General features: G+C 71.3%; 22 protein-coding genes and 1 pseudogene. 14 read left to right on the top strand and 9 right to left on the bottom strand.

Annotation, left to right across the window (positions count from 1 at the left end; genetic code table 11):
• Nucleotides 1-7: 7 nt before the first annotated feature.
• Nucleotides 8-880 (bottom strand): diacylglycerol kinase, encoded by an 873-nt coding sequence (locus ACIRPU_RS13070; protein WP_403865686.1) that lies wholly within the window; start codon nt 878-880, stop codon nt 8-10.
• Between the two features lie 206 nt (nt 881-1086).
• Here ACIRPU_RS13070 and ACIRPU_RS13065 point away from each other — a divergent pair, with 206 nt between their 5' ends.
• From ACIRPU_RS13065 to ACIRPU_RS13055, 3 genes and pseudogenes are all read left to right on the top strand, one after another.
• Nucleotides 1087-2370 (top strand): adenylosuccinate synthase, encoded by a 1284-nt coding sequence (locus tag ACIRPU_RS13065; RefSeq protein WP_355702604.1) that lies wholly within the window; start codon nt 1087-1089, stop codon nt 2368-2370.
• A 182-nt stretch (nt 2371-2552) separates the two neighbouring features.
• A pseudogene (locus tag ACIRPU_RS13060) lies at nt 2553-2984 on the top strand (5'-nucleotidase C-terminal domain-containing protein); the annotation flags it as partial.
• Nucleotides 2985-3081: 97 nt separating this feature from the next.
• Nucleotides 3082-3375, top strand: a complete 294-nt coding sequence (locus ACIRPU_RS13055; RefSeq protein ID WP_403865683.1) for a hypothetical protein — start codon at nt 3082-3084, stop codon at nt 3373-3375.
• 66 nt (nt 3376-3441) lie between these two features.
• Here ACIRPU_RS13055 and ACIRPU_RS13050 read toward each other — a convergent pair whose 3' ends face one another.
• From ACIRPU_RS13050 to ACIRPU_RS13035, 4 genes are all read right to left on the bottom strand, one after another.
• Entirely contained in the window at nt 3442-4092 is a 651-nt protein-coding gene (locus tag ACIRPU_RS13050; protein ID WP_403865680.1) for a hypothetical protein, read from the bottom strand.
• 59 nt (nt 4093-4151) lie between these two features.
• Nucleotides 4152-6656 (bottom strand): glycosyltransferase, encoded by a 2505-nt coding sequence (locus tag ACIRPU_RS13045; RefSeq protein WP_403865677.1) that lies wholly within the window; start codon nt 6654-6656, stop codon nt 4152-4154.
• Nucleotides 6653-7354, bottom strand: a complete 702-nt coding sequence (locus tag ACIRPU_RS13040) for a GntR family transcriptional regulator (RefSeq protein ID WP_355702609.1) — start codon at nt 7352-7354, stop codon at nt 6653-6655. Before ACIRPU_RS13040 ends, ACIRPU_RS13045 begins: the two co-directional genes overlap by 4 nt.
• 211 nt (nt 7355-7565) lie before the next feature.
• Nucleotides 7566-8921 (bottom strand): aspartate aminotransferase family protein, encoded by a 1356-nt coding sequence (locus ACIRPU_RS13035; RefSeq protein ID WP_385561016.1) that lies wholly within the window; start codon nt 8919-8921, stop codon nt 7566-7568.
• 194 nt (nt 8922-9115) lie between these two features.
• Between ACIRPU_RS13035 and ACIRPU_RS13030 the strand changes: the two genes are divergently transcribed.
• The 4 genes from ACIRPU_RS13030 (at nt 9116) to ACIRPU_RS13015 (ending at nt 13796) form a co-directional block, all read left to right on the top strand.
• Nucleotides 9116-9724: a type 1 glutamine amidotransferase family protein gene (locus ACIRPU_RS13030; protein ID WP_403865673.1), complete on the top strand. Its 609-nt coding sequence runs from the start codon at nt 9116-9118 to the stop codon at nt 9722-9724.
• Nucleotides 9721-10179 carry a MarR family winged helix-turn-helix transcriptional regulator gene (locus ACIRPU_RS13025; protein ID WP_403865670.1) on the top strand — a complete coding sequence of 153 codons (459 nt, stop codon included), beginning with the start codon at nt 9721-9723 and terminating at the stop codon, nt 10177-10179. Before ACIRPU_RS13030 ends, ACIRPU_RS13025 begins: the two co-directional genes overlap by 4 nt.
• Before the next feature lie 93 nt (nt 10180-10272).
• Entirely contained in the window at nt 10273-12174 is a 1902-nt protein-coding gene (locus ACIRPU_RS13020; protein ID WP_403865667.1) for a protein kinase, read from the top strand.
• 101 nt (nt 12175-12275) lie between these two features.
• Nucleotides 12276-13796, top strand: a complete 1521-nt coding sequence (locus tag ACIRPU_RS13015; RefSeq protein ID WP_403865664.1) for a substrate-binding domain-containing protein — start codon at nt 12276-12278, stop codon at nt 13794-13796.
• 116 nt (nt 13797-13912) lie between these two features.
• Here the strand turns inward: ACIRPU_RS13015 and ACIRPU_RS13010 are convergent, their stop codons facing one another.
• On the bottom strand, nt 13913-14647 hold the full coding sequence (locus ACIRPU_RS13010) for an SLATT domain-containing protein (protein WP_403866249.1): 735 nt from the start codon (nt 14645-14647) through the stop codon (nt 13913-13915).
• A gap of 329 nt (nt 14648-14976) precedes the next feature.
• Here ACIRPU_RS13010 and ACIRPU_RS13005 point away from each other — a divergent pair, with 329 nt between their 5' ends.
• The 3 genes from ACIRPU_RS13005 to ACIRPU_RS12995 all read left to right on the top strand — a co-directional run bounded on the left by ACIRPU_RS13005 (nt 14977) and on the right by ACIRPU_RS12995 (nt 16654).
• A complete protein-coding gene (locus tag ACIRPU_RS13005; protein ID WP_385561030.1) occupies nt 14977-15321 on the top strand; it encodes a YbaB/EbfC family nucleoid-associated protein in 345 nt (114 codons plus the stop codon).
• Between the two features lie 78 nt (nt 15322-15399).
• Nucleotides 15400-15999 (top strand): recombination mediator RecR, encoded by a 600-nt coding sequence (gene recR, locus ACIRPU_RS13000; RefSeq protein WP_351767010.1) that lies wholly within the window; start codon nt 15400-15402, stop codon nt 15997-15999.
• The gene (locus ACIRPU_RS12995; RefSeq protein WP_355702616.1) at nt 15992-16654 is read left to right on the top strand and encodes a DUF5063 domain-containing protein; all 663 of its coding nucleotides are present in this window, start codon (nt 15992-15994) and stop codon (nt 16652-16654) included. Before recR ends, ACIRPU_RS12995 begins: the two co-directional genes overlap by 8 nt.
• A 51-nt stretch (nt 16655-16705) precedes the next feature.
• On the opposite strand, the gene ACIRPU_RS12990 is transcribed toward ACIRPU_RS12995, so the two are convergent.
• On the bottom strand, nt 16706-17542 hold the full coding sequence (locus ACIRPU_RS12990; RefSeq protein ID WP_403865659.1) for a PhzF family phenazine biosynthesis protein: 837 nt from the start codon (nt 17540-17542) through the stop codon (nt 16706-16708).
• A 213-nt stretch (nt 17543-17755) separates the two neighbouring features.
• Here ACIRPU_RS12990 and ACIRPU_RS12985 point away from each other — a divergent pair, with 213 nt between their 5' ends.
• Both ACIRPU_RS12985 and ACIRPU_RS12980 read left to right on the top strand, forming a co-directional pair.
• Nucleotides 17756-17941 (top strand): hypothetical protein, encoded by a 186-nt coding sequence (locus tag ACIRPU_RS12985; RefSeq protein ID WP_384116918.1) that lies wholly within the window; start codon nt 17756-17758, stop codon nt 17939-17941.
• A gap of 108 nt (nt 17942-18049) precedes the next feature.
• Nucleotides 18050-18547: an SgcJ/EcaC family oxidoreductase gene (locus tag ACIRPU_RS12980; protein ID WP_403865655.1), complete on the top strand. Its 498-nt coding sequence runs from the start codon at nt 18050-18052 to the stop codon at nt 18545-18547.
• Here ACIRPU_RS12980 and ACIRPU_RS12975 read toward each other — a convergent pair whose 3' ends face one another.
• Together ACIRPU_RS12975 and ACIRPU_RS12970 are read right to left on the bottom strand one after the other, a co-directional pair.
• Nucleotides 18548-19918 carry an ATP-binding protein gene (locus ACIRPU_RS12975; RefSeq protein WP_403865652.1) on the bottom strand — a complete coding sequence of 457 codons (1371 nt, stop codon included), beginning with the start codon at nt 19916-19918 and terminating at the stop codon, nt 18548-18550.
• A complete protein-coding gene (locus tag ACIRPU_RS12970) occupies nt 19915-20625 on the bottom strand; it encodes a response regulator transcription factor (RefSeq protein WP_403865649.1) in 711 nt (236 codons plus the stop codon). Before ACIRPU_RS12970 ends, ACIRPU_RS12975 begins: the two co-directional genes overlap by 4 nt.
• Before the next feature lie 228 nt (nt 20626-20853).
• On the opposite strand from ACIRPU_RS12970, the gene ACIRPU_RS12965 reads away from it, so the two are divergent.
• Nucleotides 20854-22146 (top strand): aspartate kinase, encoded by a 1293-nt coding sequence (locus ACIRPU_RS12965; protein ID WP_384116928.1) that lies wholly within the window; start codon nt 20854-20856, stop codon nt 22144-22146.
• Nucleotides 22146-23204 carry an aspartate-semialdehyde dehydrogenase gene (locus ACIRPU_RS12960; protein WP_403865646.1) on the top strand — a complete coding sequence of 353 codons (1059 nt, stop codon included), beginning with the start codon at nt 22146-22148 and terminating at the stop codon, nt 23202-23204. Before ACIRPU_RS12965 ends, ACIRPU_RS12960 begins: the two co-directional genes overlap by 1 nt.
• Nucleotides 23205-23349: the final 145 nt, after the last annotated feature.

Raw genomic sequence — 23349 nt, 5'->3', positions numbered from 1 at the left:
GGCCGGCTCACCGCCCCGGCAGCATCAGCCCCAACGCCCCCTCGCGCACCGTCCACGTGCGTCGCCGTACCGGTCCCGCGACTATCGCGTCGGCCCGGTAGCGGAAGTCCGCGCCCGAGACGGTCACCGTCCGCCCCCGGGCCTCCAGGGGCACCGCCACCGCGCCCAGGGACAGCGGCCGTACCGTCACGACCACCGTGCCGGGGAGCCCCGGGGTCACCGACACCGCCTCCACCGGCTGGTCGAGGTCGACCAGGGTCACCCCGTCGACCTCGATCCGCAGCCGGGCCGGGCCGGGCGGGGCCGGGGCGGCGGAGAGCCGCGAGGGCCGTGACGCCACCAGGGTCCGGAAGAGGGAGTGGTAGGTCCGCAGCCAGGGGTGGCCGCCGCCCGGCGCGAGCCCGGCCTCCGCCACGGCCGGCTCCGCCCGCGGAGCGAGCGGCACCGGCGGGATCCGCAGCGCGCCCAGCACCACCCCGTCGCTGTCGTCCACCAGTACGTCCAGACGCCGCTCGGTGCCGTCCAGGACGGCCCGGGCGGCCGCCACGGCCCCCGTGGGCACCCCCAGGGCGTGCGCGACGCCCAGGGCGGCGCCCACCGGCACCACCGACAGCACGGTTTCGGCCAGGGCCCGCTGCCGGTGCAGCAGGGCCACCGTCCGCATCAGCGCCCGGTCGTCGCCGACGACCACCGGCCGCCGCGAGCCCCGCCGGGCCAGCACCCGGGCGAATTCCTCCGGGCCCTCCGGGAGGCACACCTTCGTACTCGCCGCACCCGCGCTGAGCACGTCTTTCGCGATCCGTACGGACTCCCCGTCCGTGCGCCGGGCGACCGGATCGATGATCACCAGCAGCTGATCGGACGTCGCGAAAGTCGCCACCTCGGTCCTGCCTCGCTTCCTCGGGTAGCATCTTTGTGCAAGAGCCCCTTGCGCTATTGCGCCAGGGGCTTGGTCTATTCCGGGGCATCCGGGTCCGACAAGCGGCGACCGACGACGGTCGCGGTGCACGCGGTGCACGCGGTGGAAAGAGCCACCGCGTACGCCCCTGGCCTTGGACATGCCCCACCCGGAAGGGGTGTACGCGCGTGCCCGCACTTGTGCTGCTCGGTGCTCAGTGGGGTGACGAAGGCAAGGGAAAGGCCACCGACCTTCTCGGTGGCTCGGTGGATTACGTAGTGCGCTATCAGGGCGGCAACAACGCCGGCCACACGGTCGTCGTGGGCGACCAGAAGTACGCACTCCACCTGCTCCCTTCGGGAATTCTGTCACCCGGCTGTACGCCGGTCATCGGTAACGGTGTCGTTGTCGACCCGTCGGTCCTGCTCTCCGAGCTGAGCGGTCTGAACGAGCGCGGCGTCGACACGTCGAAGCTGCTGATCAGCGGCAACGCGCACATCATCACCCCCTACAACGTCACTGTCGACAAGGTGACGGAACGCTTCCTCGGAAAGCGCAAGATCGGCACGACCGGGCGCGGTATCGGCCCGACCTACGCCGACAAGATCAACCGGGTCGGCATCCGGGTCCAGGACCTGTACGACGAGTCGATCCTCACCCAGAAGGTCGAGGCGGCGCTGGACGGCAAGAACCAGCTGCTGACCAAGCTGTACAACCGCCGCGCGATCGCCGTCGACCAGGTCGTCGAGGAACTGCTGGGCTACGCGGAGAAGCTCGCTCCGTACGTCACCGACACGGTCCTGCTCCTCAACCAGGCGCTCGAGGCGGACAAGGTCGTCCTCTTCGAGGGCGGTCAGGGCACGCTCCTCGACATCGACCACGGCACGTACCCCTTCGTCACCTCGTCGAACCCGACCGCGGGCGGCGCCTGCACGGGTTCGGGCGTGGGTCCGACGAAGATCAGCCGGGTCATCGGCATCCTGAAGGCCTACACGACCCGCGTCGGCTCGGGCCCGTTCCCGACCGAGCTGTTCGACGAGGACGGCGAGGCGCTGCGCCGCATCGGCGGCGAGCGGGGCGTGACGACCGGTCGTGACCGTCGCTGCGGCTGGTTCGACGCGGTCATCGCCCGCTACGCGACCCGCGTGAACGGCCTGACGGACTTCTTCCTGACGAAGCTCGACGTCCTGACCGGCTGGGAGCAGATCCCGGTCTGCGTGGCGTACGAGATCGACGGCAAGCGCGTCGAGGAACTCCCGTACTCGCAGACCGACTTCCACCACGCGAAGCCGATCTACGAGACCCTGCCCGGCTGGTCCGAGGACATCACCAAGGCGAAGTCCTTCTCCGACCTGCCGAAGAACGCCCAGGCGTACGTCAAGGCGCTGGAGGAGATGTCCGGCGCCCCGATCTCCGCGATCGGCGTGGGCCCGGGCCGGGACGAGACGATCGAGATCAACTCGTTCCTGTAGCCCCGGGAAAGACCTGACGGCGGTACCGGCGGCAGTGCCTGATCGCAGTGCCTGACGGCAGTACGTCGGCTTGGGCCGGTCTTGGACATCCTTGACCGGCCCATGGTCCGTTCGCGGTTACGCCCGTAACTGGCGGAAGCAAGCATCTACGCGGGTAGTTGCCCCTCCTTCCTCACCAGTGGCTCACCGGCGCCCAGCTCAAGGACTACCTGGAGTTCGCCGCGAAGTGCTACCACCAGGTGCCGGCGGGCACGGCGGTCGACACCGCGACCCTGACCAACGCCGACAGCTTCTGGGACTACATGTACGACACGGCGGCGGGCGTCTCGTACGACATCGACATCGCGCAGGCGGAGGGGGCGCGGATCAAGAACCTCAGCTACGAGGGCGTCGCCGTCGCCGACGACCAGGTCTTCGTCGTCGCCGTCAACAACTACCGGGCCAACGGCGGCAGCGGCTACCCGCACATGGCCGCCGCCGAGATCGCCTACAGCTCCACCAACGAGATCCGGCAGCTGATGATCGACTACGTCACGTCCGCGGGGGTGCTGGACCCGGCCGGCTTCGCCACTGCCAACTGGAAGCTGACGCAGGCCGGCACGGCCGTCTTCTGACGTCGGCCGCCCGGCCTCACAGCGAGGGAGGAATGCCGCATACAGGCATATCCTGAGGTGGATACGCGTGTGTGTCGACCAGAAGGAAGTGACTGCGATGCGCATGATGCTCAAGGCGACCATGGACACCGAGAAGGCGAACGAGGCCATCCGGAACGGGACCCTCGGCAAGCTCCTCGAGGAGTCCATGGCGCAGGTCAAGCCCGAGGCCGCGTACTTCACCACCGACCACGGCCGGCGCACTGCCTTCCTGTTCTTCGACATGGAAGAGAGTGCGCAGATGCCCGTGCTCAGTGAGCCGTTCTTCCTCAACCTCGGGGCCGAGATCTCCTACACCCCGGTGATGAACAGGGAGGACGTGCAGAAGGGTCTCTCGCAGCTCGGCCGCTGACCGCCCGAGGACCCGCCCGCTCGACCCGCCGCCCGCCCGACCCGTTCGCCCGCTCGGCCGGCGTGCTCAGCTGAACACGATCATCGACCCCTGGGCCAGACTCCGCGTCACCGCCGCGTGCAGCCCGAGCCAGACGTGCCGCTCGCGCGCGAAGGGGCTGGAATCGTACGGCGCCGGGATGGCGGGTTCCTCCAACTCCGTCGGGCCGGACGGCGGTTGGGGGGCCGACGGCGGATTGGCCGGATCGATGCCGATCGACGGGGCCACGAACTCCAGTTCCCGCAGCAGGGACTGCGCGGAACCCAGGGGTCCGCCGCCCGCCAGGAGTTCGTCGTTGGACAGGGGCTGCGGGAAGTCGACGGGAACGTAGGCACCCGCGTGGTCGTAGTGCCAGACCAGGTGCGACTGCTGGGCCGTCGCCTCGAACATCTCCAGGAGCTGCTCGTAGTCGCCGCCCAGCTCGTCCACCGGCGTCACCGGCAGCCCGCACACCTGGAGGAGGTAGGCGCGGCGCAGGAAATGCAGGGCGTCGTAGTCGAAGCCGGCCACCGGGGCGACCTCGCCGGACAGCCCCGGCATGTACTGGTACACCGGCACGGGCGGCAGACCCGCCTCGGCCAGCACCTTGTTGTACTGGGCGAGTTCGTCGGCGAAGGGATTGTCGGGGGTGTGGCACAACACGTCGACGAGTGGCACCAGCCACAGGTCACAGGCCAAAGAGAGCTCCTCACTCAGTACGGTGACCGGTCAGGGAAGAGTAGTCGGTGCGACCCGCGTCAGCTCCCCTCGTGCAGGTCCCATACCCACACTCCGGCCACCCGCCTACCCGGCCGGCCGACCAGCTTCTCCACCGTCTCACGCAGCCGGTCCTCATGCGGCTGTGGGACCAGCACCAGCGCCCCGGCCCGCCAGTGGGCGAGATCCTCGCGGGTCTCGGCCCGGGCCCGGGCGTCGATCACCGGGACCACGCCCGTGTACCGGACGTCCCGCAGCAGACTCGCCGTGAAGCGCAGCGGGACGCCGTAGACGCCGGTGCGGTCGCCGTCGCCGAAGGGGCCGTTGAAGTAGCCGCCGGGCATCCGGAAGCCGAGGCCGGCCGCCGTCTGCCAGTGCAGCGCCTCGGCGTCCTCGGGTTCCGCGAGCGGCACCGGGACCAGGGTCTCGTCCCCCCGGACGTACGTCTTCCAGGTGCCGTCGGTGAAGAAGGCCGGCACCTCGGCGCGCGGCGCGGACTTCAGCGGGGCGGGGACGAGGGGGAGCAGGGCGAGGCAGACGGCGAGCAGACCGGCGTACTGGGTGCCCAGCCGACGGGCCCGGGCGAGGCGGTCGATCGCCAGGGCGAGCAGCATGCCCAGCGGCGGGGCGCAGACCAGCGCGACCCGGCTCTCGATGACCGAATCGAAGAGGGGCAGGCCGGCGAGCGGCGCCCAGGGGCCGGGGACGGTGGTGTCGGTGAACGGGAGGGGGATGCGCGAGCCGAGGGACAGCACGGCCGCGGCCGCCGCCGTACCGGCCAGCGCCTTGACCGCCGGCCGCCGCCACAGTCCCACCGTGATCGCGAACGCGAGCAGCACCAGCGGCCAGCCGTAGAAGGCGTTCTGTTCGGTGGGGTTCAGCGAGAGGGCGTCGGCGCGGTGGGCGTCGCCCGCGATCAGGGAGCGCTCGGCGAAGGAGAGCAGCGCCCGGACGGAGTTGGCGACGCCGGGCGCGGTGCCGTGGTCGATGCCGGTGTAGCTCTGCGGGCCGGAGAACTGCCAGGCCAGCGGGTAGACGACGAGGGGGAGGCAGACGGCGGCGGCGACCGCCAGACCGTTCAGCAGGGGCCGTACGGCTTTGCCTGCGACGTCGGGGCGTACGGCCGCGTAGGCGACCGCGAAGAGGGTCATGCCCATCGCGGCGAGCAGCAGCGGCTCCTCGCCGAGGAAGAACTGGTAGGCCGCCATCAGGCCGAGGACGACCGCGTTGCGGGTGACCCGCTCACCGGCGGTGAGGCGCAGCGCGCGGTCGATGATCGGCGGGATCATGAACAGCACGACGAAGTTCGGATGCGCGTTGGCGTGGCTGATCATGGGCGGCGCGAACGTGGCCAGCGCGGCTCCGGCGAAGGCGGCCGCACGCTGTCGGACGAGCCGTTTGACGATCAGCCGGTACCAGGCGACGGCGGTCGCGGCCAGCCCCAGCGTCATCACCAGGCCGAGCGTGACGGCCGGGCCGAGCAGCAGCGTGACGGGCGTGAGCGGGACGGACAGGCCCAGCATGGTGGTGTTGGCCATCAGGTTCACGCCGTCCGGGGCGCCCTGGAGGCCGGTGAACAGGGGATTGCGCAGGTGGGCGATGTTGTCGGCGGTCACCGCGAAGAACCACTCCCACTGGTTCTGGTCCTGGAGGGAGTCGGTGAGATAGCGGTGGTCCGGGTCGGGGAGGCGGCCGGAGTAGAGGGCCACCGCCATCGCGAGGAACAGCAGGACGGCGACGACGTCCACGGGTCTCGGCACCGGGATCCGGAGCCGGACCAGGTCGCGCAGGACCCGGAGGTAGTCCGCCGGACGGACCTTCGAGCCGGGCTGGTGCGACCAGTGCACGGGCACCTCGGCGACCGGCCAGCCGGCCCGCTGGAAGTGGCGCAGCACCTCCACGTCGATGGCCCAGCCGTTGAGGCGGGAGGCGGTGAAGGCGGCGCGGGCCTTGTCGCCGTCGAACAGCTTGAACCCGCACTGGGTGTCGCGCGTGCCCCGCAGGGTCGTCCGGCGTATCAGCAGGTTGCCCGCTCGGCCCGCGACTTCGCGTATCCGGTGCTGGCGGTCGCCGAGGGTCGCGCCGGGTACGGCACGCGAGCCGATCGCCGCCGCGTTGCCGTCGGCGAGCGCCTTCTCCAGGCGCTCCGACTCCTCGACGGGAGTGGCGAGATCGGCGTCCATGACCAGCACCTGGCGGCCCCGGCTCGCGGCGACGCCGCGGCGCAGGGCATGGCCCTTGCCCCGGTTGCCGGCGCCCGCGACGAGCTTGATCCGGGGGTCGCGGCGGACGGTGACGAGCTCGCGGGTGGCGTCGGTGGAACCATCGTCGGCGACCAGGATCTCCCAGGTGCGCCAGTGGCTCCCGCCCGCGTCGAGGTAGCGGGTGACGGCGTCCAGGGTGGAGCCGAGCCGGCGCTCCTCGTTGAAGGCCGGGATGACGACGGAGAGTTCGACGGCGATTTCGACGGAGAGGTCGACGGGGAGGGTGACGGGCGTGGTGCGGTGCGCGGGAGCGGGCGCGCCGGGGGCGTCCGCCCTGCTCATTCCGCCGCCAGTCGCTCGATCAGGGCGATGGAGTCGTCGTTGTACGCGGCGAGCATCGCCCGCGCGGTGACGGTGTCGCGGTCGTACAGGGCGTCGACCAGTTCGGTGTGGCCGGACCACAGTCGGCCGCGCAGATCGGTCGGCCGACGCAGGTGCTGCACCGTGCACACCCAGGACTGGAGCCGCAGCCGGTGCAGGAAGTCGGCGAGGTAGGGGTTGCCGAACAGGGCGCTCAGCTCGCGCCAGAAGCGCAGGTCGTAGCCGATGAGGACGGTGAGGTCACCGGCGGCCGCGGCCCGCTGCGCCTCCTCGCCGCGGCGGCGCACCCCCGCTATGGCGGCGGCGGTCCGCGGGTCGTCGTAGTTGTGGTGGCGCTGACGGCCCTCGTCCAGGGCGAGGAACATCCCCTCGATGATCAGGCTGCGTGCCTCGATCATGCCCCGGAAGTCCTCGGCGGAGTACTCGTGGACCCGGAAGCCCCGGTGCTGGTCGGCCTCCAGCAGGCCCTGCGCGGAGAGGTCGACGAGGGCCTCGCGGACGGGGGTCGCGGAGACGCCGTACTGCTCGGCGATCTCCTTGACGGTGAACTCCTGGCCCGGTTGGAGCCGTCCCCCCAGCACCTCGTCGCGAAGCGCGTCGGCGATCTGCTGTCGCAGGGTGCTGCGCGTCACGGCTCCGTTGCCGGTGCTGCCGGGCATGGTCGGGGCGTCTCCATCGTCGGGTGCGAGAAAAAGTGGCGTGCTCGTGGGTATGTACGAGCACGCCACCTTACGCGTTCGACGAAATCAAGACCTTGGTCGAGTGCCCTCCGAGCCACCGGGCCGCCGAAGGGCCGGAACCGCTCCTCGGCCGGCCCTCCTCGGGTCCTCGTCCGACCCTCGTCGGGCCTCGTCGGGACCTCGTCCGGTCCTAGTCCGTGTACTCGTCGGCCACCGAAAGCGCCGCGTCCAGGGCCGCGAGACCTTCCTTGACCTCGGACTCGGAGACGTTGAGCGGCGGCACGAAGTGGGTGCGGTTCATGTTCACGAACGGCCACACCCCGGCCTTCTTGGCGGCGGCGCCGAAGGCGGCCATGGCCGCGTTGGCCTCGCCCGCCGCGTTGTACGGCACGAGCGGCTCGCGGGTCTCCCGGTTCTTCACCAGCTCGAGGGCCCAGAACATGCCGACCCCGCGCACCTCGCCGACGCATCCGTGCCGCTCGGCGAGTTCCCGCAGCCCCGGCCCGACGACCGACGCGCCCAGGTTCTTCGCGTTCTCGACGATGCCCTCCTCCGCCATGACGTTGATCGTCGCGACGGCGGCGGCGCAGGCCAGCGGGTGCCCGGAGTACGTCAGACCGCCCGGGTACGGCCGCCTGGCGAAGGTCTCCGCGATGGCGCCGGAGATGGCGACCCCGCCGAGCGGCACATATCCGCTGTTCACACCCTTGGCGAAGGTCATCAGGTCGGGCGTCACATCGAACAGGTCGGCCGCGAACCACTCACCGGTGCGTCCGAACCCGGCCATGACCTCGTCCAGGACGAAGACGATCCCGTACTGGTCGCAGAGGGCCCGCACCCCGGCGAGATAGCCGGGCGGCGGGACCATGATCCCGGCGGTGCCCGGGACGGTCTCCAGGATGATCGCGGCGATCGTCCCCGGCCCCTCGAAGGCGATCGTCGTCTCCAGGTGCTCGAGCGCCCGCGCGGTCTCCTGCTCCTCCGTCTCCGCGTAGAAGCGGGAGCGGTACAGGTACGGCGCCCAGAAGTGGACGACGCCGGCCGTCGCGGTGTCGGAGGCCCAGCGGCGCGGGTCGCCGGTGAGGTTCACGGCCTGCTGGGTGCCGCCGTGGTACGAGCGGTAGGCGGACAGCACCTTGGCGCGCCCGGTGTGCAGCCGGGCCATGCGGACGGCGTGCTCGACCGCGTCCGCTCCGCCGTTGGTGAAGAAGATCTTGTCCAGGTCGCCGGGGGTCCGCTCGGCGATCAGCCGGGCCGCCTCCGAGCGGGCCTCGATCGCGAAGGCGGGCGCGAAGGTGGTCAGGTGTGCGGCCTGCTCCTGGATCGCGGCGACGACCTTCGGGTGCTGGTAGCCGATGTTGGCGTAGACGAGCCCGCTGGTGAGGTCGAGGTATCGCTTGCCGTCGTAGTCCCAGAAGTACGACCCCTCCGCGCCGGCCACGGCGAGCGGGTCGATGAGCTCCTGGGCGGACCAGGAGTGGAAGACATGCGCGCGGTCCGCGGCCTTCACGGCGGCGCCGGCCTGGGGGCTGGACTGAGGGGTCATGTCAGTGAGCGTAAATGTCCGCGATGCGGAAGCGGTATCGGCGTCCTGTTCCGTGGACGGGGCGATTCCGCGACAGGTTGTCGGGCGTGGGAGGGGCTGGCCCGAGGGCTTCCGAGGTCATTGACAGTTTGCTGTCGAAGTGACAGTCTGCTGTCATGTGGCCGTTACGGGGATCCGCTCACCGAGGAGGAGCCATGAGCCGCAAGCCGGTGCATCTCGCCGTGTACGACACGCTCGCCGACTGGGAGACGGGGTTCGCGACGGCGTACCTCGCACGGAACGGGTACGAGATCCGGACGGTCGGCAGGTCGCTGGAGCCGGTCGCCAGCGTCGGCGGACTGCGGATCCTGCCCGACCTGGCGCTGGACGCCGTACGGCCCGAGGACAGCTCCCTGCTGATCCTGCCGGGCGCCGACCTCTGGGACACCTCCGACGACCTCGCGCCCTTCGCCCGCACGGCCCGCGCGTTCCTCGACGCCGGGGTGCCCGTCGCCGCGATCTGCGGGGCCACCGCGGGACTCGCCCGCGAGGGCCTTCTCGACGACCGGGACCACACCGGCGCGGTCTCCTTCTACCTGGCGGCGACCGGCTACGGGGGCGGCGACCGGTACGTCGAGGCGGACGCCGTCACCGACGCGCGGCTGATCACCGCCGGTCCGACCGAGCCGGTCGCCTTCGCACGCGAGATCTTCCGGCTCCTCGGCGTCTACGAGGGCGAGGTGCTGGACGCCTGGTACCGGCTGTTCCACGACTCCGACCCGGCCGCGTACGCCGTGCTGGAGAAGGCGACGGCCGGCCGGTGAGCCGGGAACGACAGGATCTGCTCAGCCGCGGCGCCCTCGGGGTGTTCCGGCTGAACGGCCAGTTCCTCGCCGTGGCGGAGGAGCTGGCCGGGCCCGCCGGGCTCTCCGCCGCCCGGTGGCAGGTGCTCGGCGCGGTGCTCGGCGACCCGCTGCCCGTGTCCGGCATCGCCCGCGCCATGGGCATCACCCGGCAGAGCGTCCAGCGCGTCGCCGACCTGCTGGTGGAGGGCGGCCTGGCCGAGTACCGGCCCAACCCAGCCCACCGGCGCGCCAAGCTGCTCGCGCCCACGGAAGCGGGCCGGGCCGCGGTCGCCCGCATCGACCCCGGGCACGCGGCCCTCGCCGACCGGCTCGCGCAGGCGTACGGGGACGCGGAGCTCGCCGAGGCCGTACACGTACTGGAACGGCTGTCCAAGGTGCTGGACGGGCTGGAGCCCGCCGTTACGCAACCGTAGACACCGTGCCGCACTACTCCCCGAACGGCCGGATTATTCTCGGCTGGGTTGCACATGTCTCGATCACACATGTGCGGGAAAGGCGGCGCTGCGATGGAGAAGCTGGGCCCGGGGGACCCGCAGCGCATCGGCGGCTACCGGCTGCTCGCGCGGCTGGGCGCGGGCGGCATGGGGCAGGTCTACCTCGCCCGCTCGGACCGGGGGCGCACGGTCGCCGTGAAGCTGGTCCGGCGTGAGCTGGCGGCGCGCGAGGAGTTCCGGGCGCGGTTCCGGCAGGAGGTGCGCAACGCGCAGCGGGTCGGCGGGTTCTGGACCGCGCCCGTCCTCGACGCCGACACCGAGGCCGCCGTGCCCTGGGTCGCCACCGGCTATGTCGCGGGGCCGAGCCTCCAGCAGGTCGTGAGCCACGACCACGGCCCGCTGCCCGAGCGGTCGGTGCGCATCCTCGCCGCCGGGCTCGCGCACGCGCTGGCCAACATCCACGCGGCCGGGATCGTCCACCGTGACCTCAAGCCGTCCAACGTGATGGTCACCATCGAAGGACCCCGGGTCATCGACTTCGGCGTCGCGCGGGCGCTGGAGAGCGTGACCGGCGACAGCCGGCTGACCCAGACCGGCGCGGTGATCGGTTCTCCCGGCTTCATGGCCCCCGAGCAGCTGCGCGGCGGTCCGGTCACGCCCGCCAGCGACGTCTTCTGCCTCGGCTCGGTCATCACCTACGCGGCCACCGGCGCCCTTCCCTTCGGCGCCGCCGACAGCGGGGCGCACGCCCTGATGTTCCGCATCGCCGAGGACGAACCCGACCTCTCGGGCCTCCCCGAGGGCATCGCCGACCTGGTCCGCGCCTGTCTGCGCAAGGACCCGGCCGCCCGCCCCTCCCTCGACCGCGTCCTGGAACTCACCGGCGTCGACGACACCGTCTCCGACGGCCGCTCCCGCGACCCCTGGCTGCCCGGCGCCCTCGTGGCGCAGCTCGGCCGGCACGCCGTGCGGCTGCTGGAGGTGGAGGACCCGGACGGCGCGGACCCGTCCCGCTCCGGCCACGCGGCGCGCCCCACCCTCCTCGACCACTCGGCGACCGCCTCCGAGGCCTTCCCGCAGCACTCCGGCCCGCGCGGGGTCGCGCCCTCGCCGGACCACCGCCCCGCGTCGGCCGCGGGCGCCGACGGCATCCCGGCGCGGCCCCTCCCGCCCGGCGGGCCGACCGCCCCGGCCCACCCGGTGTACGGCTACCCCCAGCAGCATCCGCAGCCGGCCGCGCCCCCGGGCTACGGCCACCCGCACCAGCCGTCGGCCGCCTGGTCCGCGGCCCCGGGCCAGGCGGCGCCGTACAACCCGTACGCCGACGGTGCCGGGGGCCCCGGCACCACCCCCGCCTACGACCCGTACGGGCCCGGCGACCCCGCCGGACCGCAGGAGCCGCCGCGCCGCAAGGGGCGGACGACCGCCCTGCTCGTCGCGGTCGGCCTGGTGGTCGCGGTCGCCGCGGGCGGCTCGGTGTACGCCTTCATGAACGGGGACGGCGATTCCACCGCGAGCGCGGCGCCCCCCGCGTCCGGTGGCTCGACGACCTCCTCCGCGAAGGCCTCGGAGCTGCCCTCGCCGGACTCGTCCCCGTCCCCTTCCGCGTCCCCCTCCGCGTCCTCGGCCGACGGGGTGGTCCCGGCGGCCTACCTCGGCACCTGGACCACCACGATCGAGAACGAGAGCGGCACGAACACGCGCCTGCTGACCCTCGCCCAGGGCAAGGTGGGCGACGCGGTGCTCGCCCTCGTCGCCGACGGGAAGGGCTACCACTGCGAGTTCAGCGCCGCCCTCTCCGAACGGCCCGGCGGGAAAGGCCCGTTGGCGATAGGCCCGTCCAAGGTCACCGCCGGTGAACCCCTCTCCTCGTGCAGCCCCGGCGCCGCCTCCGAGGTCACCCTGCTCGCCGACGGCACACTGCGCCGCGTGAACAACGGCACCGGGGAGAAACTGACCTACACCCGCCGGTGAACGTCGTGCGAACGCCGGTCGACCAGTCCGGAATGTCCCACCGGACAGACGTACGGTGACCCCCTACTGTCCGGCCGACGGGAGTGGCGGGGGCGCCCACGGTGGAGTGGCTGAACGCTGAGAACGTGGTGGCCGTGGGGACGGCCTTCGTCGGTATCGTCGCGTCCGGGATCATGGTCTGGTACGAGCGCCGGGTGCCGCGCAGGAAGCGCGTCGGGTACCGGGTGCAGATGGACAACCCGATCGGCGACGACGTCAGATCCGGCCGTCCCAACCGCCGCCTCGGCCTCTTCGACGAGGCCCCCGGCATGTCGGACGCGACGCTCGTCCTGCTGCGCATCGAGAACGACGGCTCGCAGGGCATCGCCCGCGACGACTACACGGGCCCCGAACGCCACGGCCTGACCGCCGTCTTCACCGACCGCACCATCCGCGGGGTGTCCGTCACCCAGCCGACCGACACCGACCACCTCATGGACCACTTCACCGCGGACCGGGGCTTCGGCTACGAGGACAACACCCTGCGCATCCCGCGCGTCCCGCTCAACCCCCGCGAGCACTTCAAACTGCTCGTGCTGCTGTCGGGCGGCGACGTCGGCCGGGGGATACGGCTGTACGGCGGTCTGCGCGACGGCGAGGTGCACCCCAACCGCAGCGCCACCCCGGACGACACCCCGCCGCTGTTCAGCCGTGCCGCCCGGCTGATCTCCATCCTGCTCACGGTCTGCGTGGTCACCCTCGCGACGATCGTCGTCGTCCGGGACGCCCCGCCCCCCGTCGGCTGCGAGCGCGGCGTGCTCACGGTCACCGGGTCGACCGCGTTCGCTCCCGTGGTCCGGGAGGTGGCGGCCAAGTACGAGCGCGACTGCGAGGGTTCGCGGATCACCGTGGACCCGCACGGTTCGACGGCCGGGATCCGTGAACTCGCCGCCGCCGCCACGGGCGGGAAGGGCTCGCCGCCGGTCGTCGCCCTCTCCGACGGCCCCAAGCCGGCCGGGCGCGACGAACTGCGCGAGAACCGGGTCGCCGTGTCCGTGTTCGCGCTGGTCGTCCACGACGACGTCAAGCTGAAGAACCTCTCCACGGCGGACGTGCGGCGGCTGTACCTCGGGCAGATCGCCAACTGGGACGAGGTCGGCGGGCCCCACCTGCCGGTGGTCCTGGTCAGCCGGGACGCCAACTCCGGTACCCGGCAGGTGTTCCAGCGGCGGGTGCTGGGCCGCGGCGAGATCGCGAACTCGTCCGTCGACTGCGTCCACAAGGACGACCCGACGGCCCCCGTCGTCCGCTGCGAACTCGACTCCACCGACCAGGTGCTGTCCACGGTCGCCGCCACCCCCGGCGCGATCGGCTACAGCGAACTCAACCTGGCCGAGCGCGCGAAGGGCCTGCACCCGCTCGACCTGGGCGGCGACCCGCCCTCCGTGGACGCCATCGAACACGGCACGAGCGACTACCCGTACCGCGAGATCGAGTACGCCTACACCTACGGCCGCCCCCCGGCCGACTCGCTTGCCTCGAGCTTCCTGACCTACCTCACCCGAGGCAACGGCCAGGACGTGATCCGCACCCACGGCCACCTGCCGTGCTGGACCCCGGAGGGCATGCGGCTGTGCCGATGAGCCCGTCCGGCGCTTGAGGACGAGGCCGTCAGGCCGAAAGGGGGGCTGGGGGCACAGCCCCCAGGGACGGGACGGGAAGGGGCGGCGGGGGCGAAGAACGCGGCGGAGCCGACCCCTCACCGAGGCTCGGGCGGCCGCTGCCGAGGCATGTTCGGCCGGGCGTTCGCCCCCGGCGGCATCGGGAACCGCCCATACCCCCCGCCCACGTCCGCCCGCCCGCCGGAGACGACCGCCCCCTGGATCCCCATGGGCGCGGGCCCGGTCCGGAACTCCACCATCCAGTCCGCCGTCTCCGTACGCACCAGCTCGGAGACGTCCTCCGAGAACCGACGCAGCACCGCAAGGCATCGCTCCGCGGCATCGCTCGCCGTGCCCTCCGCCGGGCCCAGCACCTCCCGGACGCTCTCCGACGCCCAGTCGAACTGGAGCACTTGGAGCCGGCGCTGCACGGCCTGCGCCGTGGCCACGTCCCTTATCCAGCCGGACGTCACCCCGAAGAAGCGGTCCACCACCACACACGCCACCGCGAGCAGCAGCGCCAGATACCCCCAGGGAGCGGCGCCGCCCAGCACCCGGGCGAGGTCCAGCAACGGCAGCGCGGCCGCGCACACCGCCCCGGCCGCCGCCCCGGTGCGCAGGGCCCGGGCGACCCGCCGCTTCCACACCCGGTCCGCGAGGTACCAGGCGGCGGTCTCCAGCGCCCCGCGCTCCACCCACCGGTACAGCTCGTCCAGCCGCTCGGCGGGCTCACCCCAGTCCCCGAGCGGAAACGTCCGCCCGGCCAGATCGCCCGGCCGCAGCCCGGCCGCGCCCTCACTCCGCCCGTCCTGAGGCGGACCCTCGGGCTGCATCTCCGGCTGCTGACCCACCCGGCACTCCCTACTGATCCCGACCGATGGAACCCGACCGATCCCGACCGATCCCGACCGCTCACGTTGCGTGACACCCGTGACGCCCGGTGCTGCTGCGCCGGACCTTTCCTACCTCCCAATGGGTGGCGAAGAGGAAGGTTTCATCTCTTTTACGCCCGGAAGTGGGCCTTGATCAGGTATAGGCCTCACACCTGACTCACTCGAAAGAGTGCTGGGGCGACACCCGCACAGACCACGTAGGCTCGTGCCGAGCGGGAAAAAACCCGCCCGAAGGCACACCCGACAGTCGTAGGACACAGGAGCTGATCGTGATTTCCGGTGGTGGCCAGCCCAACATGCAGCAGCTGCTCCAGCAGGCCCAGAAGATGCAGCAGGACCTGGCCCTCGCCCAGGAGGAGCTGGCGAACACGGAGGTCGACGGACAGGCGGGCGGCGGCCTGGTGCAGGCGACCGTGACCGGCTCCGGCGAGTTGCGCGCCCTGCGGATCGACCCGAAGGCGGTGGACCCGGACGACACCGAGACCCTCGCCGACCTCATCGTCGCGGCCGTCCACGCGGCCAACGAGAACGCGCAGACGCTCCAGCAGCAGAAGCTCGGTCCGCTGGCCCAGGGCCTGGGTGGCGGCAGCGGCATCCCGGGACTGCCCTTCTAGGACCGGTCCGCCTTTCTAAGACCGGCCTCGGCCAACTACCGTACGTACCGCAAGGAACCCCAGGAAGGACGGCAGTCCGTGTACGAAGGCGTGGTCCAGGACCTCATCGACGAGCTGGGGCGACTGCCCGGCGTCGGTCCCAAGAGCGCGCAGCGGATCGCCTTCCACATCCTCCAGGCGGAACCGACGGACGTACGGCGGCTCGCGCAGGCCCTCATGGAGGTCAAGGCGAAGGTCCGCTTCTGCGCGACCTGCGGCAATGTTGCGCAGGAGGAGCTGTGCGGCATCTGCCGTGACCCGCGCCGGGACCTGAGCGTCATCTGCGTCGTCGAGGAGCCGAAGGACGTCGTGGCGGTCGAGCGCACACGCGAGTTCCGCGGCAAGTACCACGTCCTGGGCGGCGCGATCAGCCCCATCGAAGGTGTCGGACCCGACGACCTGCGTATACGAGAACTTCTCGCGCGGTTGGCCGACGGGACGGTCACGGAGCTGATCCTGGCCACCGACCCGAACCTGGAGGGCGAGGCGACGGCCACGTACCTCGCCCGCATGATCAAGCCCATGGGCCTGAAGGTCACCCGCCTGGCCAGCGGCCTCCCGGTGGGCGGCGACCTGGAATACGCGGACGAGGTGACCCTCGGTCGCGCCTTCGAGGGGAGACGACTCCTAGATGTCTGACGCCACGCTGCACGCGACCGACCACAACCCGGACGATTTCGTGGTCCAGATCGCGGATCAGGTCGAGAGCTTCCTGGTAGCCGTCACGGAGGTCGCGAAGGGCGACGAGCCCGGCCTGGCGGTCCCCTTCCTCCTCCTGGAGGTCTCCCAGCTGCTCCTGGCCGGCGGCCGCCTCGGCGCCCACGAGGACATCGTCCCCGACGAGCGCTACGAGCCCGACCCGGGCTTCGAGCCGGACGCCGACGAGCTCCGCGAGAACCTCGCCCGCCTCCTCGAGCCGGTCGACGTCTACTCGGAGGTCTTCGACCCCTACGAGCCCCGCAAGGCGCCCGTCCCGGCCCGGATCTCCGACGACCTCGCCGACGTCATCGCCGACCTGCGCCACGGCATGGTCCACTACCGCGCGGGCCGCGTCACCGAGGCCCTGTGGTGGTGGCAGTTCTCCTACTTCTCCAACTGGGGCTCCACCGCCTCGGCGACCCTGCGCGCCCTGCACTCGGTCCTCGCCCACATCCGCCTGGACCAGCCCCTCGAGGAACTGAACGGTCTCGACACCGACCAGTCCACCCTGGGCGACGAGACCCTCGAGTTCGAGGCGGGCCGGGTCATGGAGGAGGAGATCGGCGGACAGCTGGGCGTACGGCCGGCGAACTAGCCGTCACGGCCGGCGAACTAGCCTTCACGCCCGGCCTTGCCTGTCGTCGGGTCAGATCTGCACGGCCGCGCCCGTGACGCCGATGCCGGTGTCCGGTCCGTCGGGGACGGACACCGTGATGGTGCTCGGCCGGCCCATGTCCGCGCCCTGATGGATCGTCAAGGTCGTCGGGGTGTCGACGAGTTCGAGCTCCCGCAGATAGCCGCCGAAGGCGCCGGCCGCCGCGCCGGTGGCCGGGTCCTCGACGACCCCGCCGGGCGGGAAGGGGTTGCGGGCGTGGAAGACGGTGGGGGACTCCCGCCAGACCAGGTCGATCGTGGTCCAGCCCCGGCGGGCCATGAGCGCGGTGAGCGCGGGCATGTCGTAGTCGAGGTCGGCCAGGCGGCTCCGCTCGCCCGCGGCGATGACCGGATGCCAGGCGCCCGCGTAGGCCACGCGGGGCGGTAGTGTCGGGTCGAGTTCGTCGGCGGACCAGCGCAGGGCCTTCAGCAACTCGGCCAGGTCGGCCTCCGCTAGCGGCTCCGTGCGCGGTGCGACGCTCACCAGGGTGGCCACGGTCGTCCCGTCGTCGGCCACGGTGGTGGTGACCTGGACGGTGCCCGCCTTGGTGTGCAGGGTCAGTGGTCCGATGCCGTGCCGCTCGGCGTGGGCGACGGCCGTGGCGATCGTCGCGTGACCGCAGAACGACACCTCGGCGAGCGGGCTGAAGTACCGGACGTGCAGGGTGCCGTCGTCGGACGGCACCACGAACGCCGTTTCCGAGTAACCCACTTCGGCAGCCGCGGCCAGCATGCCCGCGTCGTCGGTACCGCCGGCGTCGAGCACCACACCCGCGGGGTTGCCCCCGGCGGGGTCGGTGGCGAAGGCCACGTAGCGCAATATCTCCATCGGGCGACGATAGCGGCTGACGGAACCTCAGGTCGGCCACTTTCCCACTCGTCGTGGTGTACCTGCCTACACCATGCCTTCGGGAGTGCGCTCCCTCGTTTGCGCAGGTCCGGGACGGGATCGTTGATCTCGCAAGCGAACCCCGGTTCTCCCCGGTTCTCCTCGGTTATCCCTGGATCTCCCCGGATCCCCTCCCCTTAAGGAAGCCCTGTCATGAAGGCTCTGCTCTCCTCCCGTCCCGTTCTGTGGTTCCTCTTCCTCTTCAACCTCACGGTCGCCGCCGTCGCGCCCTTCGTGGTCGACGGGTCCCAGGGCGTGATGACGGCCGTCGGGATGGGCGTCGTCTCGCTCGGGGCCGGTGTCAGCCTGGTCCGGGACCGGGGACGGAAGGCCGCCTGAGAATTGGCCGGGCCCTGTACGTCCCCTGTACGTGTGCTGCACCGGCGCTAACCGGCCGGACGCGAGGCTTGGGTCATCCCAACAGCAGCAAGCCGCACAGGAGTTGCGATGACCCGCAAGACCCGCATACGCGCCGCCCTCGTCACCGCCACCGCCGTCGTCACCGCCGCCACGGTGTCGGTCGGAGTCAGTGCGGCCGGCTCCGAGAAGCCCTCGAAGCCCACCAAGAAGCAGATCGCCGCCCTCTTCGACGGCTGGAACGCCGCGCTGCGGACCGGCGACGCGGAGATCGTCGCGGACCGCTACGCCAAGGACGCGGCCCTGCTGCCCACCGTCTCCAACAAGGTCCGTACCGACCGCGCCGGCATCGTCGACTACTTCGAGCACTTCCTCCAGAACAAGCCGGTCGGCAAGAAGGTCCGGACGATCGTCAACGTCCTCGACGGCGACTCCGCCATCGACACCGGCGTCTACGCGTTCACGCTCACCGACCCCGACACCGGCGAGAAGCGCGTCGTCGAGGCCCGCTACACCTACGAGTACGAGAAGCGCGACGGCGTGTGGAAGATCGTCAACCACCACTCGTCCGCGATGCCCGAGGGCTGATCAGCCCGTCCGCCGGTCGGCCCGGAGCGTGATGCGCACGCCCAGCCCGCCCCCGGGAGCGTCCGTCAGGGTCACCGTCCCGCCGTCGTCCGTCACCAGCTGCTTGACGACGGCCAGGCCGAGACCGGAACCGGAGCGACCCGTGAGGCCCTGGCCGCGCCAGAAGCGGTCGAAGGCGCGGGACTTCTCCGCGTCGGACATGCCCGGACCGTCGTCGAGGACCGACAGCACCACCCGGTCGCCCTCCGAGTACGTCCGGACGGTGATCTCCCCGCCGTCGGGTGACACCTCCAGGGCGTTCGAAAGCACGTTGTCCAGCACCTGGTCCAGATGACCGGGGCCGGCCAGCACAGACGGCCGGTCGTCGACAACACCCCCCCTGAGCGCGATGGTGACTCCGCGCTCGTCGGCGGCCGGCCTCCACACCGACAGGCGTTCCGCCACGATGTCCGTCAGGGACAGCGGTTCCGCCGCCGTCACCTTGGCCTCGGCACGGGCCAGCACCAGCAGACCGTTGACCAGCCGGCTCATCCGCACCACCTCGGCCGTGGCCTGCTCCACGTCCTCCCGTACGAACTCGTCGTCGACACCGTCCGCGATGTTGTCCAGGGAGAGGCGGAGCGCCGTCAACGGGGTCCTCAGCTGGTGCGAGGCGTCCGCCACGAAGTTGCGCTGCGAGGCGATCAGCGTGTCGAGGCGCTCGCCGGCCTGGTTGAGGGTGCGGGCCAGGGTCTGGGTCTCCTGGGGGCCCGTCACGGGGGAGCGGGCGGTCAGGTCGCCGTCGCTGAACTTGCTCGCCATGTCGTTCAGCTGGCGCAGCGGGAGGGTGATGCGGCGGGCGACGACGGTGCCGATCAGCGCGGCCACGCCGAGCACCGCCACGGCGAGGCCCGCCCGGAAGCCCCAGATCGTCCACAGCCTGTGGGTGAGTCCCGAGGTCGAGTAGACGATCCGTACGGCGCCGACGACCCGGCCGTCGTCCTTCGCGGGGACGGTGATCACCAGCTCGCGGCCCCAGATGAGGTCCGACCCCCAGTCGGTGGTCGGCCGGCCCTGCTCCAGGGCCCTGGCCAGCGCCGGGTCCCGGTTCGGGCGCGGCACGTCCGCCGTGCACCTGTCGGTGGTCGTGACCTGGACCTCGTCCTTGCCCTTCGTCTCCACGGCGTACGCGCCGGCCATCTCCTCCAGCGCCTGGCAGGAGGCGGGGTCGCCGTTGCCCAGCAGCAGCGCCATGGTGGTCGCCTCGCGGGCGATGGACACCTCGGTGTCGCCGCGCAGCTGGGCGGTGAGGGTGAAGGCCACCGGCACGGTGAACAGCAGGATGGCGACGGCGACCAGCAGCACATAGCTGCGGATGAGTTGCTTGATCATGAGGACGGGCCACCCGGGCCGGGAGCGGTCCCGCCGACGATCTCCAGCCGGAAGCCCACCCCCCGCACCGCCTCGACGGCGACGACCCCGGCGAACTTCCGCCGCAGCGCCGCCACGTGCACGTCCAGCGTCTTGGTCGGCCCGAACCAGTTCGCGTCCCAGACCGCTTCCATGATCTGTTCGCGCGACATCAGCGCGCCCGGCTCCTCGGTGAGGAACGACAGCAGGTCGTACTCCTTCGGCGCGAGCGCGATCTCCTCGCCGTCCACGTGGACGCGGGCCGCCTTGCGGTCGATGCTCAGCCGGGAGCCGTAGCGGTCCGCGCCGCCGGTCGTGCCCTCATCCGCCGTACGCGGCCGCACGCGCCGCATCACCGCCCGTATTCGGGCGATGACCTCCCGCACCCCGAACGGCTTGGACACGTAGTCGTCGGCGCCCAGCTCCAGGCCGACCACCCGGTCCGTCTCGTCGCTGCGGGCGCTGATCACGATGATCGGGACGTCGCCGCGCTCGCGCAGGGCCTTGCACACGTCGAGGCCGTCGGTGTCGGGCAGGCCCAGGTCCAGCAGGACGACGTCGTAGGGGTCGGAGTGGGCGAGCGCGGCGGCGCCCGTGGTGACCCAGTCGACCTCGAAGCCGTAGCGCCTCAGTCCGCGTCGCAGCGACTCGGCGACCGGTTCGTCGTCTTCCACGAGGAGTACGTGCACAGCCGCACGATAGTGCTTGAAACTTAATTCACAGCTATCACTTCGGCGTCAGTGGGAAGGGAAGACCCGACGACGGGCGCCCGGACCCTGTTCCGGCGTCTTCCGCGAGCCTCGTCGAGTCTCATCATGCGGGACTCGGGAGGCGGTTTTCGGGCGCTCGTTAGACTGAGCCGACCCGCAGTACAAGGGCGTATGTGCGGAAACAGACAAACTGAGCGAGGAGCGCACGTGGGCCTTGTCGTGCAGAAGTACGGAGGTTCCTCCGTAGCCGATGCCGAGGGCATCAAGCGCGTCGCCAAGCGGATCGTGGAAGCGAAGAAGAACGGCCACCAGGTCGTCGTCGTCGTTTCCGCGATGGGCGACACGACGGACGAGCTGATCGATCTCGCCGAGCAGGTATCCCCGATGCCCAGCGGCCGGGAATTCGACATGCTGCTGACCGCCGGAGAGCGGATCTCCATGGCCCTGCTGGCGATGGCGATCAAGAACCTGGGCCACAGCGCCCAGTCGTTCACGGGCAGCCAGGCGGGTGTCATCACCGACTCCGTCCACAACAAAGCCCGGATCATCGACGTCACGCCGGGTCGCATCCGGACCGCGCTGGACGAGGGCAACATCGCCATCGTCGCCGGGTTCCAGGGTGTCAGCCAGGACAAGAAGGACATCACCACGCTGGGCCGTGGCGGGTCCGACACCACGGCCGTCGCCCTCGCCGCCGCGCTCGACGCCGAGGTCTGCGAGATCTACACCGACGTGGACGGCGTGTTCACCGCCGACCCGCGCGTGGTGAAGAAGGCGCGGAAGATCGACTGGATCGCCTTCGAGGACATGCTGGAGCTCGCGGCCTCCGGCTCCAAGGTGCTGCTCCACCGCTGTGTGGAGTACGCCCGCCGCTACGACATCCCGATCCACGTCCGCTCGTCCTTCAGCGGACTCCAGGGCACGTGGGTCAGCAGCGAACCACTCGTTCAGAAGACACAGCAGCAAGGGGAAAAGCCGGTGGAGCAGGCCATCATCTCCGGTGTCGCGCACGACACCTCCGAGGCCAAGGTCACGGTCGTCGGCGTGCCGGACAAGCCGGGCGAGGCCGCCGTGATCTTCCGGACGATCGCCGACGCCGAGATCAACATCGACATGATCGTGCAGAACGTGTCCGCGGCCTCCACCGGTCTGACGGACATCTCCTTCACGCTCCCCAAGGCCGAGGGCCGCAAGGCCATCGACGCCCTGGAGAAGAACAAGTCCGGCATCGGCTTCGACTCGCTGCGCTACGACGACCAGATCGGCAAGATCTCCCTGGTCGGCGCCGGGATGAAGACCAACCCGGGCGTCACGGCCGACTTCTTCAAGGCCCTGGCCGACGCGGGCGTGAACATCGAGCTGATCTCGACCTCCGAGATCCGCATCTCGGTCGTGACGCGCGCCGACGACGTCAACGAGGCCGTGCGCGCCGTGCACACCGCCTTCGGGCTGGACTCCGACAGCGACGAAGCCGTCGTCTACGGGGGCACCGGCCGCTGATGGCCGACAAGGTGCGGCCGACCCTCGCGGTCGTGGGAGCGACCGGTGCCGTCGGCGCCGTCATGCTCAAGATCCTGTCCCAGCGAGCCGACATCTGGGGCGAGATCAGGCTCGTCGCCTCCCCGCGCTCGGCCGGCCGCAAGCTGGCCGTGCGCGGCGAGGAGGTCGAGGTCGTGGCCCTGTCGGAGGAGGCCTTCGACGGGGTCGACGTGGCCATGTTCGACGTGCCCGACGAGGTCGCGGCCCAGTGGGCCCCGGTCGCCGCCGCCAAGGGCGTGGTCGTCGTCGACAACTCGGGCGCCTTCCGGATGGACCCGGAGGTGCCGCTGGTCGTCCCCGAGGTCAATCCGCACGCGCTGCGGACCCGGCCGCGCGGGATCGTCGCCAACCCCAACTGCACGACGCTGTCGATGATCGTCGCCCTGGGCGCGCTGCACGCCGAGTACGGGCTGCGCGAGCTGGTGGTGTCGTCGTACCAGGCGGTGAGCGGGGCCGGGCGGGCCGGCGTGGAGACACTCCGGCGGCAGATGTCGCTGGTCGCCGGCACCGAGCTGGGGACCGGCCCGGGTGATCTGAGGCGGGCCGTCGGCGACGACACCGGGCCGTTCCCGGAGCCGGTGGCGCTGAACGTCGTCCCGTGGGCCGGGTCGCTGCGCGCGGACGGCTGGTCGTCGGAGGAGATGAAGGTGCGGGACGAGTCCCGCAAGATCCTCGGGCTGCCGAAGCTTCCGGTGGCCGTGACCTGTGTGCGCGTCCCCGTGGTCACCACGCACTCCCTCACCGTCCACGCCCGTTTCCAGGACGAGGTCACCGTGGACGGTGCCCGCGAGATCATCGCGACGGCGCCCGGCGTCGTCCTGTTCGACAACCCGGAGGCGGGGGAGTTCCCCACGCCCGCCGACGTGGTCGGCACCGACCCGACCTGGGTGGGCCGGGTGCGGCGGGCCCTCGACGATCCGACGGCGCTCGAGCTGTTCGTCTGCGGGGACAATCTGCGCAAGGGGGCCGCGCTCAACACCGCGCAGATCGCGGAGCTGGTGGCGGCCGAGCTGTCGTGAGGCGGCCGCACCGGCGTGCGGCGAGGTGCTACCGGGAGTAAAAGCGCTGGCCAGGGCTTGGTGGGTTTGTAGGATCTCCAGTGCAATGTGAGCCGGTCGATGGTCCCAACCACTTGTACCGGACACCTTTGGCGTCCGAAGATTT

The organism is Streptomyces sp. NPDC102259 (assembly GCF_044766465.1).
GTDB lineage: Bacteria > Actinomycetota > Actinomycetes > Streptomycetales > Streptomycetaceae > Streptomyces.
The sequence above is the reverse complement of the archived record's forward strand: the minus strand, read 5'-3'. Positions and strand labels throughout refer to the sequence as shown.

Bases quoted from the DNA above. Each gene is read 5' to 3' on its own strand.
- ACIRPU_RS13055 (WP_403865683.1), top strand. From the start codon at position 3,082: ATGCGCATGATGCTCAAGGCGACCATGGACACCGAGAAGGCGAACGAG.
- ACIRPU_RS13045 (WP_403865677.1), bottom strand. From the start codon at position 6,656: ATGAGCAGGGCGGACGCCCCCGGCGCGCCCGCTCCCGCGCACCGCACC.
- ACIRPU_RS13040 (WP_355702609.1), bottom strand. From the start codon at position 7,354: ATGCCCGGCAGCACCGGCAACGGAGCCGTGACGCGCAGCACCCTGCGA.
- ACIRPU_RS13035 (WP_385561016.1), bottom strand. From the start codon at position 8,921: ATGACCCCTCAGTCCAGCCCCCAGGCCGGCGCCGCCGTGAAGGCCGCG.
- ACIRPU_RS13030 (WP_403865673.1), top strand. From the start codon at position 9,116: ATGAGCCGCAAGCCGGTGCATCTCGCCGTGTACGACACGCTCGCCGAC.
- ACIRPU_RS13020 (WP_403865667.1), top strand. From the start codon at position 10,273: ATGGAGAAGCTGGGCCCGGGGGACCCGCAGCGCATCGGCGGCTACCGG.
- ACIRPU_RS13010 (WP_403866249.1), bottom strand. From the start codon at position 14,647: ATGCAGCCCGAGGGTCCGCCTCAGGACGGGCGGAGTGAGGGCGCGGCC.
- ACIRPU_RS12995 (WP_355702616.1), top strand. From the start codon at position 15,992: ATGTCTGACGCCACGCTGCACGCGACCGACCACAACCCGGACGATTTC.
- ACIRPU_RS12990 (WP_403865659.1), bottom strand. From the start codon at position 17,542: ATGGAGATATTGCGCTACGTGGCCTTCGCCACCGACCCCGCCGGGGGC.
- ACIRPU_RS12985 (WP_384116918.1), top strand. From the start codon at position 17,756: ATGAAGGCTCTGCTCTCCTCCCGTCCCGTTCTGTGGTTCCTCTTCCTC.
- ACIRPU_RS12980 (WP_403865655.1), top strand. From the start codon at position 18,050: ATGACCCGCAAGACCCGCATACGCGCCGCCCTCGTCACCGCCACCGCC.
- ACIRPU_RS12975 (WP_403865652.1), bottom strand. From the start codon at position 19,918: ATGATCAAGCAACTCATCCGCAGCTATGTGCTGCTGGTCGCCGTCGCC.
- ACIRPU_RS12960 (WP_403865646.1), top strand. From the start codon at position 22,146: ATGGCCGACAAGGTGCGGCCGACCCTCGCGGTCGTGGGAGCGACCGGT.